Consider the following 16,278-nt stretch of genomic DNA (forward strand, 5'->3'; position numbering starts at 1 on the left):
CCCAGCTCTACCCTCTTTCCCTACCCGCCTCTCTCCCTTTCCCCATCTCCCCCTCTCCCCATCTCCCCATCTCCCCACCTCCCCCCCTCCCCACCTCCCCATCTCCCCATCTCCCCATCTCCCCATCTCCCCATTTCCCCATTTTCCTCCTCTGGTTGAGCAATTAATCCTACAGAAGCGATCGCTTCTACCCAGACTTTAGCCGAGCCATCCAACAGAGGAACCTCGGGGCCATCAATTTCAATTCGAGCATTATCTATTCCCATTCCAGCCAAAGCAGCCAATAAATGTTCTACAGTACGAATACGAATATTTTCAATACCAAATTCAGTAGAGAGAGTAGTAGAAACGACAAAATTTATCAGAGCTGGAATACTAGGAGTTTCAGGTAAGTCAACTCTAACAAAATATCTACCTGAATTTTTGGGGGCAGGTATAATTTTAATATGAGATTTAATACCGCTATGTAGACCTACTCCCCACTGTGAAAATTCTGCTGCCAAAGTATATTGGTTATCCATATTTTTGTCATAATTATTGTTAGCCATTAACCTATATTTAAACTGTGCTTAAATTTTACTTATTCTCAAAGAATTATAATAATATTCTGAATAACAATTATTATTTTTACATTATATAAATGTTTAATTGTCTAGATATTTGATAAAAACTCTAGGAAAACAAGAGTATGGTAACTACCAAAGTAAAGAAGTTGAAGCTGAATAAGTGCAAATTAGCTAGTGTCTTTGCTCTAGTAGCTACAACATTAGCTATAACTATTCCTGTAGTTAGGTCTCAAAGCCCGTCTATAATTAAAATTGATGGTTCTAGCACAGTTTACCCTATTACCGAAGCAGTAGCAGAAGAATTTCAAAAAGAGAAAAGAGGTGTTATGCGGGTAACGGTTGGAATTTCTGGAACAGGGGGAGGCTTTAAAAAATTTTGTTCTCTAGAAGATTCCGTTAGAACAGATATTTCTGATGCTTCCAGAACTATTCAACCATCTGAAATAGAAAAATGTAAAGCTGCAGGAATTGAATTTATTGAATTACCTATTGCTTATGATGCTATTACTGTAGTTGTTAATACTGAAAACTTTGTTGATACTATGAGTGTGGAGGATCTCAAAAAGATGTGGGCACCGGAGGCCCAAGGTAAAGTTATGAAGTGGAATCAGGTTAACTCTAATTGGCCTGATGCAGAACTTAGAATGTATGGACCAGGTGCAGATTCAGGTACATTTGACTATTTTACTAAAGAAATAGTTGGTCAGTCTAAGGCTAGCCGTTCTGACTATACACCTAGTGAGGATGATAATGTTTTGGTTCAGGGTGTTGCGAATGACCCTAATGCTATTGCTTATTTTGGCTATTCCTATTATGAAGCGAACCGAGACCTACTAAAAGCAATAGCTATAGACAATGGTAATGGACCTGTTAAACCTTCACTGGAAACAGTGCGAAGTGGAGAATACCAACCTCTGGCCAGACCAATTTTTATTTATGTTAATGCTAAAGCGGCAGAGCGTCCTGAAGTTAAAGAGTTTGTTGAATTCTATCTCAAGAATGCTCCTCAATTAGTTAAAGAAGTAAATTCTGTACCTCTTTCGGAACTAGAATATCAGCAAGCGATGGAACGTTTTAAAAATCGTGTTATTGGGAGTGGTAGTTAAATTTTAAATCTTATAATGAAGATTTAAACTATTTTTAAGTAGAGTAATTATTTGATTTTTCATACTAAACTAGATTCAAGTGGCAAACATATTTCATGATGTAAATTAATGCTGAAAATTAGGCATTGCTGAAATGTAATGGTAAGTAGCTGAAGGTAAAATTGAAAAACTTATGTTGCGCCTTGATACTTAATCTAAAAATCATTACCACTCAGCAACACGGATAATTTATCTAATTTTCGGCTAATGTCTAAGCATCAATTTTATGTGAGGCTGTACAGAATTATGAAATTTATTAACAAGTCTTTCTCGATCTACAGTCAACTCTGATTAAAATATTATTCTATGCAGATTCATATTAATTTGGTATAAGCATCAATTATGATTGATTATTGTTAGTAAGCATTCAAGATTCAACCGTATAGCAGAAGGAAAAAGGAACAAACGAAGTTGGAAAAATCTGGCGTTGTCTGAGTTTTAAGTTTTTGATATGTTCTAACCTTTCTTTCGACTGCTATATAAGTAAGCGTTGAGAGAATAAGGCAGAATTAAAAGTATTAAGAAAAGCAGATCGGCTAACTTTAGCTATATAAAGAATCATCACCCTAATTCATTTTTACTACTGAATGTTGACCGCTAATAAGTAGGTAAGCATAAATAAATGCAACAAGTGTACGGCGGATTTTTAGGACTATATAGCTAATTTATCAAGACTTTCGGCTAAACCCGCCACTACAATTTTTTTAACGTTTAATTAGAAATACCTACTTATATCAAATCCGTTTAATTGGACATAAAAAAAATCTTCAATCGCCATAACTACGTTTATCTTTGTAATTCTTTCTCCTCCTGACTCGGTCCGACTGACTCCTGAGGACTCCTAACTTAACCATTCTATGGCTGTTTAACCGGATTTGATATTACTTAACTGAATGCTGACCATTATTATTTACTTAATCACTGAGTATTGAATGAGAAAGAAACTTTTAAAATCAATAAAATTACCAAATTTTTCACCAAGATTAGTTCAAGATACACGAGAAAAAACAATTGAATATATTTTGTTTTTAGCAGCTTTTTCCTCTGTAGCAACTACAATAGCAATTCTGTTTATATTAGTCAGAGAATCAGTTTTATTTTTTCAAGAAATATCCATATTAGACTTCCTGACAAGTACAGAATGGACTCCCTTATTTCAAAATCCACAATATGGAATTTTACCTTTAGTTTCAGGAACCTTAATAACTTCAATTATTGCTTTAATGATAGCTATTCCACTGGGCACTATAGCAGGAATTTATCTGAGTGAATTTTCCCCAATAAAATTTAGAGAAACCATCAAACCATTCTTAGAATTATTGGCTGCTATTCCCACAGTAGTTTATGGTTATTTCGCACTCTTGTATGTCACTCCACTATTACAAAAAATATTTCCAAATTTACCAACTTTTAATATGTTGAGTGCAGGATTAGTAATGGGGGTAATGATTATTCCATTTATTAGTTCTATAAGTGAAGATGCCATGCGTTCTGTGCCATTAGGTTTACGAGAAGGATCTTTTGCTATGGGAGCAACTAGGTTTCAAACATCATTATTAGTTGTATTTCCGACTGCTATTTCTGGTATTTGTTCGGCTTATGTTCTGGGAGCTTCCCGTGCAGTAGGAGAAACAATGATTGTTGCTATTGCGGCTGGTTTGCAGCCCAATTTTACTTTGAATCCTACAGATCAAGCTGCTACTATTACAGGGTATATTGTGCAGGTTAGTCTTGGTGATTTACCTCATGGTACTTTAGCTTATCAAACAATTTTTGCTGCTGGTCTAACTTTAGTATTGATAACTTTAATATTAAATATAATCGGTCATCTTCTAGCTAAACATTATCGCGAAATATATTAACAGAAGGAAGAAGGAAGAAGGAAGAAGGAAGAAGCTGTTATGTTTTTAAATTGGTTATTGATGCTAGCCAAAATATTTTCATAAAATTCGTGCATTCAGAGGATAACTATGAAGTTATATTTCCGATAAAAATACTATGATAATAGAATGTAAAACAAATCCAAGACATTCAAAAATATAAACCGTATAGGTTAAAGATTTTAACTGAAAATAATTTCCATATATCTTTGTACATTGAAGCAAACATTTTTAGCGATATAGCGTTTTCATTTGAGATGTCAAACAAGAGTTGGTTATTTACTAACAGTAAAAAGTCCGGCAAACTTTCTTACCGAATAGTTAAGCTTTAAAGCCTCTCCTTTAAAGGATAAAAGCGGTCGATCTTCGGAGCTTGGATGGCAAGGTCTCGGAGCCATATCCAATCGACCAAGAGAAAAGAAAAAATTTTCACGCTACGCTTCAATCCTCTTCTTTTCAAGGAGAGGTAATTAGGGTTTGCTGAAAAAGTCTTTTAGTAGGGGTAGGAGACAGGAGACAGGAGACAGGAGACAGGAGAAATGGGGAATGAGCGAGGAGGTAGGAGCTAAGTTTTGTCCCTTAATTTTTCTGCCCAACTATGCGCCTCAAATACGCTCCTTTTTGAGCATTAAGAGCTGAAAACCAGGTACTTTTTTCGACCCCAAAAAGGCTAAAGTCTTTATCTGTCAATGCTTTTAAATTTAATCAGCAAGCCCTAATTATTAATTATTAATTATTAATTGTTAAATATATGTCGATAAATTAGAGGAACTTGAGATAGATGTCAAATCAAAATTTGACCAATAGATATTTACCTTCCAATCATCTTCAAAGTAATCTTAATAAACGAAATTTGGTTAATAGTATTTTTGCCATAATTGGTTTGTTAGTAATTACAGGAGCAATATTAATATTAGCTGCCTTAGTAATTAAAATGATGATTGATGGCTTACCACGCCTAAATTGGAACTTCTTATTTTCTTTCTCTAGTAGAAAACCGGAAGAAGCAGGAATTTTATCAGCTTGGGTAGGTACTTGTTTAGTGATGTTAGTAACTACATTAGTAGCAATTCCTTTAGGAGTTGCCTCTGGTATTTATCTAGAAGAATATGCTCGGAAAAATTGGATTGCCGACCTAATAGAAATTAATGTGACAAATCTTGCAGGTGTACCTTCAATTATTTATGGTTTATTAGCATTAGGATTTTTTGTTTATCAGTTAAATTTAGGGGAAAGTATTCTCACCGCAGGCTTAACTTTAGCCTTATTAATTTTACCTATAGTTATTGTCACTACTCGTGAAGCTCTCCGCTCCATTCCGACTAATTTACGAGAAGGTGCTTATACTCTTGGAGCAAGTAAATGGCAAATGATTTGGGACCATCTTTTACCTTACTCTTTTGGTACTATTCTTACTGGTATAATTATTGGTTTATCACGGGCAATAGGAGAAACAGCTCCAGTTATTACTATTGGTGCATTAACATTTATTGCTTTTTTACCAGAATCTCCATTGAAAAGTGAATTTCCGTTTATTTCTTTTTCCTGGCTTCAAGCTCCATTTACATTAATGCCAATTCAGATGTTTAACTGGGTTTCTCGCCCACAGAAAGCATTTGAAATAAATGCAGCAGCAGCAGGTACTGTATTAACTATTATGACTTTGACAATCAATACTCTAGCTATTTATTTACGTTATCTAATTCGTAAAGGTATCAAATGGTAAACTTTTATAGAAACAAACAAGAATTAATTGCTATAAAGCCCAAAGCAGAAGTCAAAAAACTGAATTTTTATTATGGTTCATCCCATGTTTTAAAAAATATTGATTTGGTTGTTCCAGAAAAACAAGTTACTGCATTAATCGGACCTTCAGGGTGTGGAAAAACTACTTTATTACGGTGCTTTAATCGGATGCACGATTTGTATCCAGGAAATTACTATGAAGGAGAAATTTGGCTAGATTCTCTGAATATTTTGGCTAAAAATATTGACCCGATAGAAGTACGAATGCGAATTAGTATGGTATTTCAAAAACCCAATCCGTTTCCCAAATCAATTTATGAAAATGTAGCTTATGGTTTGCGGGTGCGTGGTGAAAAAAAACGGAGTTTAATTGATGAAAAAGTAGAACAAGCTCTTCGAGGGGCAGCTTTGTGGAATGAGGTGAAAGATAGATTAAAAGAGGTAGCTTTTAATTTGTCTGGAGGTCAACAACAACGTCTATGTATAGCTCGTGCTTTAGTAGGAGAACCTGAGATGATTTTATTGGATGAACCTACTTCTGCTCTTGACCCAATTGCTACTGCTAAAATTGAAGAGTTGATGAGTCAATTAAAAGAAAAGATAACTATTTTAATTGTGACTCATAGTATGCAGCAAGCTGCAAGGTTATCTGATTATACGGCGTTTATGTATTTAGGGGAATTGATAGAATTTAGTGAAACTAAAGACTTATTTGCTGACCCTAAAAATCAGAAAACAGAAGATTATTTACATGGCAGAATTGGTTAATTGAAGAAGGAAAAAGGAGTAGGGGAGTAGGGGAGTAGGGGAGTAGGGGAGTAGGGGAGTAGGGGAGTAGGGGAGTGGAGGAGTGGGGGAGTGGAGGAGTGGCGGAGTGGAGGAGTGGGGGAGTAGAGGAGTGGGGGAGTGGGGTAGTTAAGAATTGTTTTACCGATACAATATCTCAATTTTATATTACTTTTGCAAGAGACTGAAACTTCAAGTTTCAAACAAAATTTTAGTTAAGGAATCATAGAAAATGTCACCAGAATATCTTATGGTAATTACAACAACTTCTAGTAGACATGATGCGGATAAAATAACTAGATACTTGTTTGAAAAAAGCCTAGCTGCAGGTATTCAAATTTTCAGCTCTATAACTAGCAGTTCTTGGTGGAATGACGAAATATGTACAGATGAAGAATGGCTCTGTTTGATTAAGACAAGCCAGAAAAATTATGAAACCTGAGAAAAAGCCATGAGAGAAATTCACCCTTACGAAACCCCTTAACTAATTGATTTACCAATTCTAACTGGGAGTCAAGATTATCTCGCCTGGTTAGGCAATAAACTGAAAAATAATCAACTTTAATGAGATAATTTAATTGTCTAAAAGTTAGCTTTTTTGTCGAAATTTTATGAGGAATTAGGAAAAGAAATGAAAATTTTGCTGGGAGCTGGTACTTACCGAAAAATTAAGGTTTAAAGCCTCTCATGAGCAAGGAGAAACAAGAAAAATTTTTCATGATTAGTCAATCCTCTTCTTTTCAAGAAGGGGTAATTATTAATTATTAATTGTTGAAGGTTTTCACCTCAAAGAAGCAGTCAAACAATACCTACTTAATCAAGAGTTATATCATGTCCGGTTGAACAGTGATAAATAAATAACTACGGAGGAGTCAGGAGTCAGGAGTCAGGAGTCAGGAGGAAAGAGGGAAGAAAGAAGAAGAACTGGAGTTGAAGGAGAAAGTTTTTTTATAACTAATTATCCGGACATGATATTAGAAGTAGAATTAGAGAGGAAGAAGGAAAAACGTGGTGCATGATAACCGGATTTGGTGTAATTTATCTTTTTAGTCTAAAGGATATCTTCTATAAAGGGCGAATGGCCATTAGCCCATACTGCCCTGATTATTCGTAACATTCTTTTTCCAAATTGATATTAAAGGTTAGGATATCAAAAACTTAAAACTCAGACAACGCAATATTTTCCTTTCTTCCTTCTTCCTTCTTCCTTCTTCCTTTTTCAACCAATAAATGTAAAGCTACTTGTTCTAAACATCTGTGAGAAATTGGCTGAATAAATTTATCTAAAGGATTCAAATAAACAATATAGTTGCCTACTTTTATTCCCACTGGTTATAAATGTTTTCCCTGGATTTATTGATGTAATAACCCTCGATTTTTTAAGATATTTATTAACCAAAGTACATCACTTTTATCTTGAATTTATTGACTTTTCCCTCCATCTGTAATACTCCTGCCACAGTATCTTTAGAAAAAGAAATCATGGAAATTAACTGAAATAAATCACTATATTTAATCAAAGATTGGGTTTGTTTTCGATTTGGTTTTGCTCCTAAACCAATTCGGTCTATTAATTTTGCTAAAGCAGGGATAGGTATAGCGCTATTTGTGTCACTAATATCTGGAGCGATTAACAAAGAATGCTGATTTAAAATAGTAGCTATACTGGGATGAATTTGATGGAAAATTCTTTCTACTTTTTCTACCTCGTGAACATCAGCATATTTTCTGAGTTTGTCTTGCCATCCATTTTCACTCAGGAATTCTAGCAGCACAATATATTTGCAGCCCAAACTATGACCAACCCAAAAATATTTTGATTGGTCAGTATAGAACCCATTTGGGATCTTTTGAGGAAAAGGTTATACTAATGAGCGATCGCTCACTTAGGATGAGAAAATGCCATATTCAAGCAGTTTAACATATTAAAGAATGGGAGATTATCGAGCCACTACTACCCAAGAAGAAGAAAACCAGGCCACAAAAATCGAGCAAGAGAGAAATCTTATACCAATTTCCTAAAGTCAGGCTACAAATAACTTGAAATCCAAGATGTCAAGCTTGATAGATACTTTTACAAGTGTTGTTTAAGTTTATGAAATTGATATTAGATGGTATCTTGTATAAATTGAAGAATGGTTGTAACTGGTGTGACTTACCCAAGGATTTACCTCCCTATTCAACAGTATTTTGGCATTACAAACAGTGGCGATCGCAAGAGGTATTCAAGAAGATAATGGACATTTTGCATGGTCAAGTACGGCAACAGGTAAAACAAAAGCCAAATGGACGACTTTAATCATCATCGACTCCCAAGCCGTGAAAAATACTTGTAATGCAGGTAAAGACTCCAAAGGGTTTTGCTTTTACAAAACCACCAACGGAATTAAAAGGCATTTAGCATAGGACTACCTAATTTCTAAAGCGACCCTCTCGTGTGTATTTAAGATCGCTATTATTTGGAGTTGAGTTCCAACCATCATCATAAGCCACTCTCCGCCAACGCTTAATAGAACCTTTCGTTTTAGCTTCCCAAAATCCTGGTTTTACCTTGCTATCGTAATGTTTTTTGTAGTTTCCAGAAGCGTTTTTATAATAGATCCGATGGCGTGCCCAAAGCCAGCTACCCCAATCAGATGGAGTGCAATTAGCAATGTAGCTTTGAGCGTAACGTTTTTTTCCTCCGAAAGAAGAGGCATAGTAGGTTTTGGGTGCTAGTCCTGGAGTAGCAGAATCATGCCAATCCCACCAAGAGTAGTAAGTACTGAAGCAGCTTTGACTAGCCGATGTCGAAGCAAAAGATATTACTGGTAACTCAACTTGGTTGGCAACAACGCATATCGGTGATGTAGATCTATCCTTTATTGTGCTTATAGAATCCTCACGCTTGGTCTCCTCTTCCAGTAGCTCTTCTGGAATAGGCATATCCTTCGGAGTCATAGACAAGTATGCTTCAAGTAAGGTATCGTACTCATCAAGTGAGAAGGGAACACATTCATCGATTCGACCCTGTTGCAGTAAGCCGTAGTCATTCGAGATTTCATCATAAGAGAACACAACACGAAGCCCGTTCTTATAGTGCAATTCAGCGAGTGTGTATTCAATAGCTTCTAGCCGATCGTTGTCATGTTGATTGACTGGAGAGGTATAAGAGTCCTGCTCATTTGAAAAGGTTTCATTATCTGTCATGTATATCTCCTTTTTGTCTTGTTTTTCAATTAAAAAATACTCGGGTTTGTTCATTGTATATGGTCTTTTTTCATATAGAACCCAGCTAAAGCTTCAAGTCAGTGTTATTAGGATTAGCAATGGTTAAAAAGTAACCTTGGAGAACTTGACGGTCAGAATTAGGAATATTTCCTGCATTAGGAGTGATAGTTTTTAAGAGTAGTTCAAATGTTGAAACTAGCATTATTTGTCCTCAAAAAAAGTAGTTTTTTGTCATCAAATATGATTGATAACTTTGATTTTTTTGGTGTTTTTTGTTCACCTGTATCTACCTTAGCCTGATAATTATCAAGTGTGTAGGACAAAAACCTAAAAGTGATTTACATTTTTCAAACCGTAATGCGATCGCGTTGCCAACGTGCTGAGATTTCTGCAGCAAGACGACGAATAGGCCGAGATGCTTGCCTTCTTTGTGCTGCCCATTTGTCTATTGTATCTCTGGTTACTCCTAACATTAAGGCTAAGGAATCTCTGGTTAATCCTTCTCGAATATCAAGCAATGTTAGTTGACGTAGGAAAGCCAACCATAATCAGGCTTTGTTGGGTGTCACTTCGTTCTACCCAACCTACATTTTTAGGCGTGTCATTCTACTACTAATAGCGTTCATGGGTAAGTCCTAAAAAAGTTAAAAGTAATATCATGTCCGGATAATCGCGCGATAAAAAACCTTTTCCCTTCTAACCTCTTCTTTCCTTCTGCCTCCTGCCTCCTGCATAGCTGCCTTCTGCTATAAAATATTCCAGAATGGCAGTCGCGATCGCTGGTTGAGAAATATCTGCCCATAAATTAGCATCAATAAATTCTGCATCAGCATCAGCTTTACTAAACTGAACAGTTAATAACTCAACTCCAGCAGCATCAGCAAGACATCTAGCTTGAGTTGCTAAGGTGGCATCAACTTCACCAATAAAACGCTTACCAACAACAGTTACTGTTGCGGAATATTTTGGAATTACTTCTGGCAAATTTTCCTTCCCTAAAGCAATATGTTCATGCAGAGGACGCACAGACATCCCCACTTGAGCAGCAGCATAAATCCATTGGGGCGATCGCCAATTCGATCCAAGTAGACAAGTTGGTGTCGGTCGGTTGAGCATTGGACATTTTAGTGTATTTAACCAGGAAACCAAAAATGCCGTCATTTCAGCAGCTACATAAGAGCGATCATTGGGAACAATATGAAAAAGTTCCTCTGGAAAAACTACAGGGAGGCGAGTTAACACACCTGTTATTTGTGCAACTTCTATAATTTTTCCTCCCACTACCGCCGTGGAATTTTTGGTATTTCCCAGATGGTGTCGCCACCCAACCACTGATAAATCTTCAGGGGTGAGTAACGTTACACCATCAGTTGCCGAATGTTCAACAAAAGACCGAGCAGACTTGTCATATTTACTAGCAATAACAACAAGCACTACTCTACTCCTGTTTATCCGTTGTTAACAGCAGTTTCACCAACAGCAGGACGCTCTTCAGAAGATATGAAAGCTTCTTGTGTTGCTAGACGTTGTCCGATGTTATCGATACTTTCAGCCATTAAAGCCAGTGTTTCTTGCACTTCATTTGCTTGGTTAGGGGTAATTCCGATATTGTCAGGAATTTTGTCGCCAGCGCGGTAGAGTATCCTGTAGGGTAAAGTTTAATTGCTGTGTAAGTCCTATTAGTTTTCATATTTTTGAAACTGCCATAGGTATGCAGTAAGATCGTCTTCGGTTGGCCGTTAACGCTCCGCGACATGAAACGCCCGTACAGGAGTAGAGAAAATCGACAGATTTGCCTTTGAAGCTAGAGGTATGTTTTTTTTATAACTAATCACCCGTTAGCGTAGCTCCCCCGGAGGGAGCACATGATATATAGCAATGTGCGCTGGCATATTTATAAATTGTAGGAATTGTCCAATAGACATCTCCAGAAAAGAGGGAACAGGGAACACCGGAACAGGGAACAGGAAGAAAGAATAGATGATTTCTGGATGATAATTGATTTGATTTTTAATTTTCGGAGATGTCTAATAGCGAAAAGTCTTATATTATTCCAACGGAGATGCTGCGCAAACAGATTTTTATTCCCCCTATTGCCTCACAGGAGTGCGCATTCCGCAAGCGAGCTGGCATAGTCGCGGGGTCGCACCGCTGTTGCCTTCCGGAGCTGTTGCCTGCGCGCAGCGCTATAAAATCGCCAATGATTAAATAACAAAGCTTTTGTAGAGCGGGTAGAGGTAAAATTTGGTTGATGGTTGACATACTCTTCAGATTAAAAAAAAATTCCTTTCTACCTACTGATAACTGATAACTTATATGACTCCTGTGATATCATACCGTTGTTTAACAAAAATTAATAAAACTATGGCCCGCGACTTAAGAGGATTCCTGAAAATTTTAGAAGACCGAGGACAACTATACCGAATCAAAGCTTTAGTTGACCCAGACCTAGAAATAGCAGAAATTTGTAACCGAATGCTACAGAAGGGTGGCCCCGCTCTCCTATTTGAAAATGTTAAAGGGTCTGACCACCCCATAGCAATAAATCTCTTGGGTACGGAGGAAAGAGTATGCTGGGCAATGAATATGGAAAAACCCCAGGAATTAGAAACCTTGGGTAAAAAACTCGGAATGCTGCAACAACCCAAACCACCAAAAAAGATTTCTCAAGCAGTAGAATTTGGTAAAGTTCTATTTGATGTAGTCAAAGCAAAACCAGGGCGCGACTTTTTCCCACCTTGTCAAAAAGTAGTTATTGAAGGGGATGCTCTTGACTTAAATAAAATTCCGATGATTCGCCCCTATCCCGGAGATGCAGGTAAAATTATAACTCTTGGTTTGGTAATTACAAAAGATTGTGAAACAGGTACTCCTAATGTGGGAGTTTATCGGTTGCAGTTACAGTCTCGTAATACCATGAGCGTGCATTGGTTATCAGTCCGTGGTGGAGCGCGACATTTGCGAAAAGCAGCAGAAAATGGTAAGAAACTGGAGATAGCGATCGCTCTGGGAGTAGACCCATTAATTATTATGGCTGCTGCTACTCCAATTCCCGTAGATTTATCGGAATGGTTATTTGCCGGACTTTATGGTGGTTTGGGTGTGAAGTTAAATAAGTGCAAAACCTTAGATTTGGAAATACCCGCAGATTCAGAATTTGTTCTAGAAGGTACTATTACTCCTGGGGAAGTATTGCCAGATGGCCCGTTTGGCGACCACATGGGTTATTATGGTGGAGTGGAAGATTCTCCGGTGGTTAAATTTCACTGCATGACTCACCGCAAAGACCCAATTTATTTGACCACTTTTAGTGGTAGACCGCCGAAAGAAGAAGCAATGATGGCGATCGCTCTTAACCGGATATATACCCCTATTCTGAGACAGCAAGTTTCAGAAATTGTTGATTTTTTCCTCCCCATGGAAGCTCTGAGTTACAAAGCTGCCGTAATTTCTATTAAGAAAGCATATCCAGGTCAGGCACGAAGAGCAGCATTAGCTTTTTGGAGTGCTTTACCACAGTTTACTTATACAAAATTTGTGATTGTGGTGGATGATAAGATTAATATTCGCGACCCTCGTCAGGTAGTATGGGCAATTAGCTCTAAAGTAGATCCTTCTAGAGATGTGTTTATTTTGCCGAATACGCCTTTTGATAGTTTAGATTTTGCTAGCGAAAAAATTGGTTTGGGTGGTCGTATGGGAATAGATGCAACTACAAAAATCCCTCCTGAAACTGACCATGAGTGGGGTGCAGCTTTGGAGTCCGATGCCGATGTTGCTGCAATGGTTGATAGACGTTGGTCTGAATATGGGTTGAATGATTTGAATTTGGGAGAAGTTGACCCGAATTTATTTGGATATGATATTCGGTAATTCTACTGATTCTTCAATCACAGACTGATTGATGCCTTTAGCTTTTCAAATATCAAATTGCTGTTTCTGGTAGCAATTCTAGAGTTAGTTTGTGGCTAAGTTTGCGGTATTTGGGAATAAAATGTGGCGATCGCGTAGTTTTATTTTTACCAAATATTCCTGAATTTGTCATTACTTATTTGGCAATTCTCAAACGTGGTGCCGTGGTTGTTTCTGTCAATTCAATGCTGAAAAGTGATGAAGTTAGCTTCATCCTCAATGATAGTGAAGCAGTAGCAGTTGTGACAACAGAATCTTTGAGGGAGCAAATACCCCATGGGGATTTAGCTTTTCTCAAAAATGTTTTAATTGCTGGGGGTGGAACAGATACAGATATCATCTACTCTGCTCGAAAAAGGGAGTTCTAATTTCAAGGCAGTTTCCATGGAACCGAAAGCTCCTGCTGCTATTGTTTACACTTCTGGCACCACTGGTTTTCCTAAAGGAGCAACCCTTGGATAAACATTTGTTGTCGATCTACTATATGGGGTAAATATAGCGAAGCTGTCACCAGGGGAAATCTAGAAATGAACCCTCCTCTATACAAAGGTTTCAGAGCTTGAAAAATCTAAATTACGAAAACTTTGTATTTGCTCAATTATGTAGATGATGAAGCTGATCGTCGTCGCATTTTAACCCAACTCAATCGTGGTGAAAGTCGTCATAGTTTAGCAAGAGCTTTGTTTTATGGTCGTCGTCGTGAGGTATGTCAGCGTTACCGCGAAGGTCAAGAAGAACAGTTAGGAACGTTAGGGTTGGTGGTTAATGTATTGGTTTTGTGGAATACTTTTTATAGAACCCATTTGAGATCTATATAATTATGGTAGTCAAGTCTTTTCGCGCATCAATTTTGAGGAAAAATCATCAGCAAGGAGTGTTGAATTTTTTGTATTATTTCTCCCCACATCTTCCCTCTTCCCTTTCCCTCTTCCCTCCTGTCTCCTAGCATTACGCCATTATGCAAAACCGTGGAGGGACTCAGAAAAAAGGGGTTGCACATTATGGAATGATATTACCAAAAATTAGTTTAGACTTTAACTAAAAAAACCATTAATTAGTCATTATAGCAATTATCAAATCCAAAATCCTGTTCATCAAAAATATAAAATCATTCGTCACTGTGCAACGCCAGAAAAAAAGGTGGGCAATACCCACCTTTGCAATATTAATTAACAATTCTGAACGAAACGCTTATATTACCAGCGTGTCTGCCATCGTAATATTATCCCACAATGTTACTCAACTGCAGGGTTGCATCTTCAACGATTACATTTAATAGTCCAGCATTGGAGGTAATTATACTGTCTGGGGCAGAAGTGCCAATAACATTTTGAGTAGTGTCGAGGTTAAAACTGCCCGCTCCCCCTGCTAGATTGTTTAATACTAACGTGTCTTCGCTAGTATCAAAGTTTTTAATCAGATACTCATTTAAAGGATCAGCCTGATCGAGCGCGTTGAAAGCTTCTGGGCTGGATCCAATCGTGCCGCCTTCCAGGAGATAATCAAATTCACTTGGAGCGGTGGTGCTCTCAAAGCCAGACAGATCGATCTCAAAGTCACTGCTAGCTGGATCATCATCTGCATCGGTAATGGTGGCTTGGAAGTCGAGTAAAATATCATTCGGTGGCGTGTTGCCCCTGACCTCGACCTCAATCTTCGGAATCTTGATATCACCAAAGCCCATGGTGAATTGGACGGCGTCGATGAAATCACCGGCAATTGTGACGTCATCGATATCGATGGTGAAGGACCACAAGTTTTCTCCAGTGCCACCAGGACCTGCTTCATCAAACACATCACTAAACTCAACCAGGTTAGGTCCGTTATTGTTCCCTAACTCGTCGTAAAGGTTCCAATAGAGATAGTCGGTTTGGGCCGCAGTAGCACCGCTACCCGGAGGAGCAAAGCCACCTGCCGTCTTGCTAATGAAAACCTTGACTGAAGAGGCCAAAGGCTCTGGATTAATCACAAAGCTCTCGTCAAAGTTGGGTAATTCGGCGGGGTCAAATGGGTCAATGTCACCAGAAGTACCACCAGTAGGATCAAACCCCTGAAAGACGTTGTTACCAACACCAATTCCTGTGGTACTGACGTTCATCTCAATTTCTTCCCGAATAAATGGGAAGGTGTTGTCCCCAATGGGTGGAGCAGCACTGGCTTCAAGTTGTGCTTCGGTCAAATCAGACTCGCCCGACTCGATGGCAGAAACGATATCTACCGGCTCAAAACTGCCCCCTGAATTTGCCGTGTCGGCATCGACAGCAAAGAAGACAAAATCGTTATCAACAAAGCTCAAGGTCTGCACTGGATCGGGGCCTCCTGCCGGGAGTTGTCCCTCATCTGTACTCAGGGTGACCACTGGCACAATGACTTCATCCAGCGTAAAGTCATAGGTACCGTCTTGATTCACTACCAGACTGAAATCGATAGTTTCATCCCCGTTGGAGGCATCGTTATCAAAGTCTGCCGTTAGGGTTCCCGTACCGGTATTAGGATCAAATGTAACTGTTCCAGTGGATGTAGTGCCGTCGGGGGTGACCATCTCGAAGGTACCATTTGCTGTGATACTCGGGGTTCCAGGCGGCTGATCGGCTCCAACAGACTCAGACCAGAAACTAGTTTGGGTATTGGTCGTTATTGTGCCAACCAGGTCCTCGAATTCAAGAGCAGGACCATCATCCTTGAAGGTGATAGCAGGACCAAGGTCAATGCTGGCATCATCAGTTGCGGTGTCCCCATCCCCATCGGTGATGGTATCAGTGCGGGTCAGGCTAATCAGATCGGTCGCCAAACTCACCGCATCATCCGGGTTCGTTGCATCAGGATGAACAACTGCTCGTTGCTGGTCTAGGGTCACTGTGCCGCTGCCATCGACACTGACAGTGAAAACAATGGTATTATCTGCCAAACGCCCTTCTACCACTCCACCATTTAAATAGAGCAGGACATCTCCACCGGTAGCGCTATCATCTAGCCCAGAGTCGGTGCCATCAGTGAAGCCACCTAGACTGTAGCTGCTGCTGACACTCCCTT

Annotated in this window: 19 protein-coding genes and 2 pseudogenes; 12 read left to right on the forward strand and 9 right to left on the reverse strand. The window is 38.5% G+C overall.

Annotation, left to right across the window (positions count from 1 at the left end; all coding sequences use genetic code 11):
* Window positions 1-20: 20 nt before the first annotated feature.
* Window positions 21-548 carry a UDP-3-O-acyl-N-acetylglucosamine deacetylase gene (locus F6K18_RS20575; RefSeq protein ID WP_375341333.1) on the reverse strand — a complete coding sequence of 176 codons (528 nt, stop codon included), beginning with the start codon at window positions 546-548 and terminating at the stop codon, window positions 21-23.
* A gap of 140 nt (window positions 549-688) precedes the next feature.
* Between F6K18_RS20575 and F6K18_RS20580 the strand changes: the two genes are divergently transcribed.
* The 6 genes from F6K18_RS20580 (at window position 689) to cutA (ending at window position 6,565) form a co-directional block, all read left to right on the forward strand.
* Window positions 689-1,672 (forward strand): PstS family phosphate ABC transporter substrate-binding protein, encoded by a 984-nt coding sequence (locus F6K18_RS20580; protein WP_287523483.1) that lies wholly within the window; start codon window positions 689-691, stop codon window positions 1,670-1,672.
* Between the two features lie 971 nt (window positions 1,673-2,643).
* Window positions 2,644-3,573 (forward strand): phosphate ABC transporter permease subunit PstC, encoded by a 930-nt coding sequence (gene pstC, locus F6K18_RS20585; RefSeq protein WP_287523485.1) that lies wholly within the window; start codon window positions 2,644-2,646, stop codon window positions 3,571-3,573.
* Window positions 3,574-4,068: 495 nt separating this feature from the next.
* A complete protein-coding gene (locus F6K18_RS20590) occupies window positions 4,069-4,230 on the forward strand; it encodes a hypothetical protein (protein WP_287523487.1) in 162 nt (53 codons plus the stop codon).
* Window positions 4,231-4,372: 142 nt separating this feature from the next.
* Complete coding sequence (pstA, locus tag F6K18_RS20595) at window positions 4,373-5,317, forward strand: phosphate ABC transporter permease PstA (protein ID WP_287523489.1); 945 nt, start codon at window positions 4,373-4,375, stop codon at window positions 5,315-5,317.
* Window positions 5,311-6,105 (forward strand): phosphate ABC transporter ATP-binding protein PstB, encoded by a 795-nt coding sequence (gene pstB, locus F6K18_RS20600; protein WP_353735129.1) that lies wholly within the window; start codon window positions 5,311-5,313, stop codon window positions 6,103-6,105. The genes pstA and pstB overlap by 7 nt, the downstream gene beginning before the upstream one ends.
* Before the next feature lie 250 nt (window positions 6,106-6,355).
* Entirely contained in the window at window positions 6,356-6,565 is a 210-nt protein-coding gene (gene cutA, locus F6K18_RS20605; protein ID WP_287523491.1) for a divalent-cation tolerance protein CutA, read from the forward strand.
* Between the two features lie 716 nt (window positions 6,566-7,281).
* Here cutA and F6K18_RS20610 read toward each other — a convergent pair.
* Both F6K18_RS20610 and F6K18_RS20615 read right to left on the reverse strand, forming a co-directional pair.
* Window positions 7,282-7,452 carry a hypothetical protein gene (locus F6K18_RS20610; protein WP_287523494.1) on the reverse strand — a complete coding sequence of 57 codons (171 nt, stop codon included), beginning with the start codon at window positions 7,450-7,452 and terminating at the stop codon, window positions 7,282-7,284.
* A gap of 62 nt (window positions 7,453-7,514) precedes the next feature.
* Window positions 7,515-7,898 (reverse strand): hypothetical protein, encoded by a 384-nt coding sequence (locus F6K18_RS20615; RefSeq protein WP_287523497.1) that lies wholly within the window; start codon window positions 7,896-7,898, stop codon window positions 7,515-7,517.
* Window positions 7,899-8,218: 320 nt separating this feature from the next.
* Between F6K18_RS20615 and F6K18_RS36755 the strand changes: the two are divergent.
* Window positions 8,219-8,302 (forward strand): annotated as a pseudogene (locus tag F6K18_RS36755) (transposase); the annotation flags it as partial.
* Between the two features lie 11 nt (window positions 8,303-8,313).
* Window positions 8,314-8,529 (forward strand): hypothetical protein, encoded by a 216-nt coding sequence (locus tag F6K18_RS20620; RefSeq protein WP_287523500.1) that lies wholly within the window; start codon window positions 8,314-8,316, stop codon window positions 8,527-8,529.
* Between the two features lie 6 nt (window positions 8,530-8,535).
* Here F6K18_RS20620 and F6K18_RS20625 read toward each other — a convergent pair whose 3' ends face one another.
* The 5 genes from F6K18_RS20625 to F6K18_RS20645 all read right to left on the reverse strand — a co-directional run bounded on the left by F6K18_RS20625 (window position 8,536) and on the right by F6K18_RS20645 (window position 10,910).
* Window positions 8,536-9,366 (reverse strand): hypothetical protein, encoded by an 831-nt coding sequence (locus F6K18_RS20625; protein ID WP_287523503.1) that lies wholly within the window; start codon window positions 9,364-9,366, stop codon window positions 8,536-8,538.
* Window positions 9,367-9,397: 31 nt separating this feature from the next.
* Complete coding sequence (locus F6K18_RS20630; protein WP_287523506.1) at window positions 9,398-9,535, reverse strand: hypothetical protein; 138 nt, start codon at window positions 9,533-9,535, stop codon at window positions 9,398-9,400.
* Window positions 9,536-9,680: 145 nt separating this feature from the next.
* Entirely contained in the window at window positions 9,681-9,875 is a 195-nt protein-coding gene (locus F6K18_RS20635; RefSeq protein WP_287523509.1) for a hypothetical protein, read from the reverse strand.
* Window positions 9,876-10,029: 154 nt separating this feature from the next.
* A complete protein-coding gene (locus F6K18_RS20640) occupies window positions 10,030-10,767 on the reverse strand; it encodes a hypothetical protein (RefSeq protein WP_287523510.1) in 738 nt (245 codons plus the stop codon).
* 14 nt (window positions 10,768-10,781) lie between these two features.
* Complete coding sequence (locus F6K18_RS20645; RefSeq protein ID WP_287523512.1) at window positions 10,782-10,910, reverse strand: hypothetical protein; 129 nt, start codon at window positions 10,908-10,910, stop codon at window positions 10,782-10,784.
* A 787-nt stretch (window positions 10,911-11,697) separates the two neighbouring features.
* On the opposite strand from F6K18_RS20645, the gene F6K18_RS20650 reads away from it, so the two are divergent.
* From F6K18_RS20650 to F6K18_RS20665, 4 genes and pseudogenes are all read left to right on the forward strand, one after another.
* Window positions 11,698-13,206 (forward strand): UbiD family decarboxylase, encoded by a 1,509-nt coding sequence (locus F6K18_RS20650; RefSeq protein WP_287523634.1) that lies wholly within the window; start codon window positions 11,698-11,700, stop codon window positions 13,204-13,206.
* Between the two features lie 89 nt (window positions 13,207-13,295).
* Window positions 13,296-13,613: an AMP-binding protein gene (locus tag F6K18_RS20655; RefSeq protein ID WP_287523514.1), complete on the forward strand. Its 318-nt coding sequence runs from the start codon at window positions 13,296-13,298 to the stop codon at window positions 13,611-13,613.
* Complete coding sequence (locus F6K18_RS37335) at window positions 13,564-13,707, forward strand: AMP-binding protein (RefSeq protein WP_375339659.1); 144 nt, start codon at window positions 13,564-13,566, stop codon at window positions 13,705-13,707. The genes F6K18_RS20655 and F6K18_RS37335 overlap by 50 nt, the downstream gene beginning before the upstream one ends.
* A 110-nt stretch (window positions 13,708-13,817) precedes the next feature.
* A pseudogene (locus F6K18_RS20665) lies at window positions 13,818-14,057 on the forward strand (Tn3 family transposase); the annotation flags it as partial.
* Window positions 14,058-14,467: 410 nt separating this feature from the next.
* Here the strand turns inward: F6K18_RS20665 and F6K18_RS20670 are convergent.
* Window positions 14,468-16,278 (reverse strand): DUF5801 repeats-in-toxin domain-containing protein (locus F6K18_RS20670; RefSeq protein WP_287523517.1); only part of this gene is annotated, 1,811 nt, incomplete at its 5' end.

The sequence above is a fragment of the Okeania sp. SIO2C2 genome, assembly GCF_010692625.1.
Lineage (GTDB): Bacteria > Cyanobacteriota > Cyanobacteriia > Cyanobacteriales > Microcoleaceae > Okeania > Okeania hirsuta.

Coding starts and splice junctions, on each gene's coding strand:
- pstC (WP_287523485.1), top strand. CDS start 2,644: ATGAGAAAGAAACTTTTAAAATCAATAAAATTACCAAATTTTTCACCA.
- F6K18_RS20580 (WP_287523483.1), top strand. CDS start 689: ATGGTAACTACCAAAGTAAAGAAGTTGAAGCTGAATAAGTGCAAATTA.
- F6K18_RS20630 (WP_287523506.1), bottom strand. CDS start 9,535: ATGCTAGTTTCAACATTTGAACTACTCTTAAAAACTATCACTCCTAAT.
- cutA (WP_287523491.1), top strand. CDS start 6,356: ATGTCACCAGAATATCTTATGGTAATTACAACAACTTCTAGTAGACAT.
- pstB (WP_353735129.1), top strand. CDS start 5,311: ATGGTAAACTTTTATAGAAACAAACAAGAATTAATTGCTATAAAGCCC.
- F6K18_RS20575 (WP_375341333.1), bottom strand. CDS start 548: ATGGCTAACAATAATTATGACAAAAATATGGATAACCAATATACTTTG.
- pstA (WP_287523489.1), top strand. CDS start 4,373: ATGTCAAATCAAAATTTGACCAATAGATATTTACCTTCCAATCATCTT.
- F6K18_RS20650 (WP_287523634.1), top strand. CDS start 11,698: ATGGCCCGCGACTTAAGAGGATTCCTGAAAATTTTAGAAGACCGAGGA.
- F6K18_RS20625 (WP_287523503.1), bottom strand. CDS start 9,366: ATGAACAAACCCGAGTATTTTTTAATTGAAAAACAAGACAAAAAGGAG.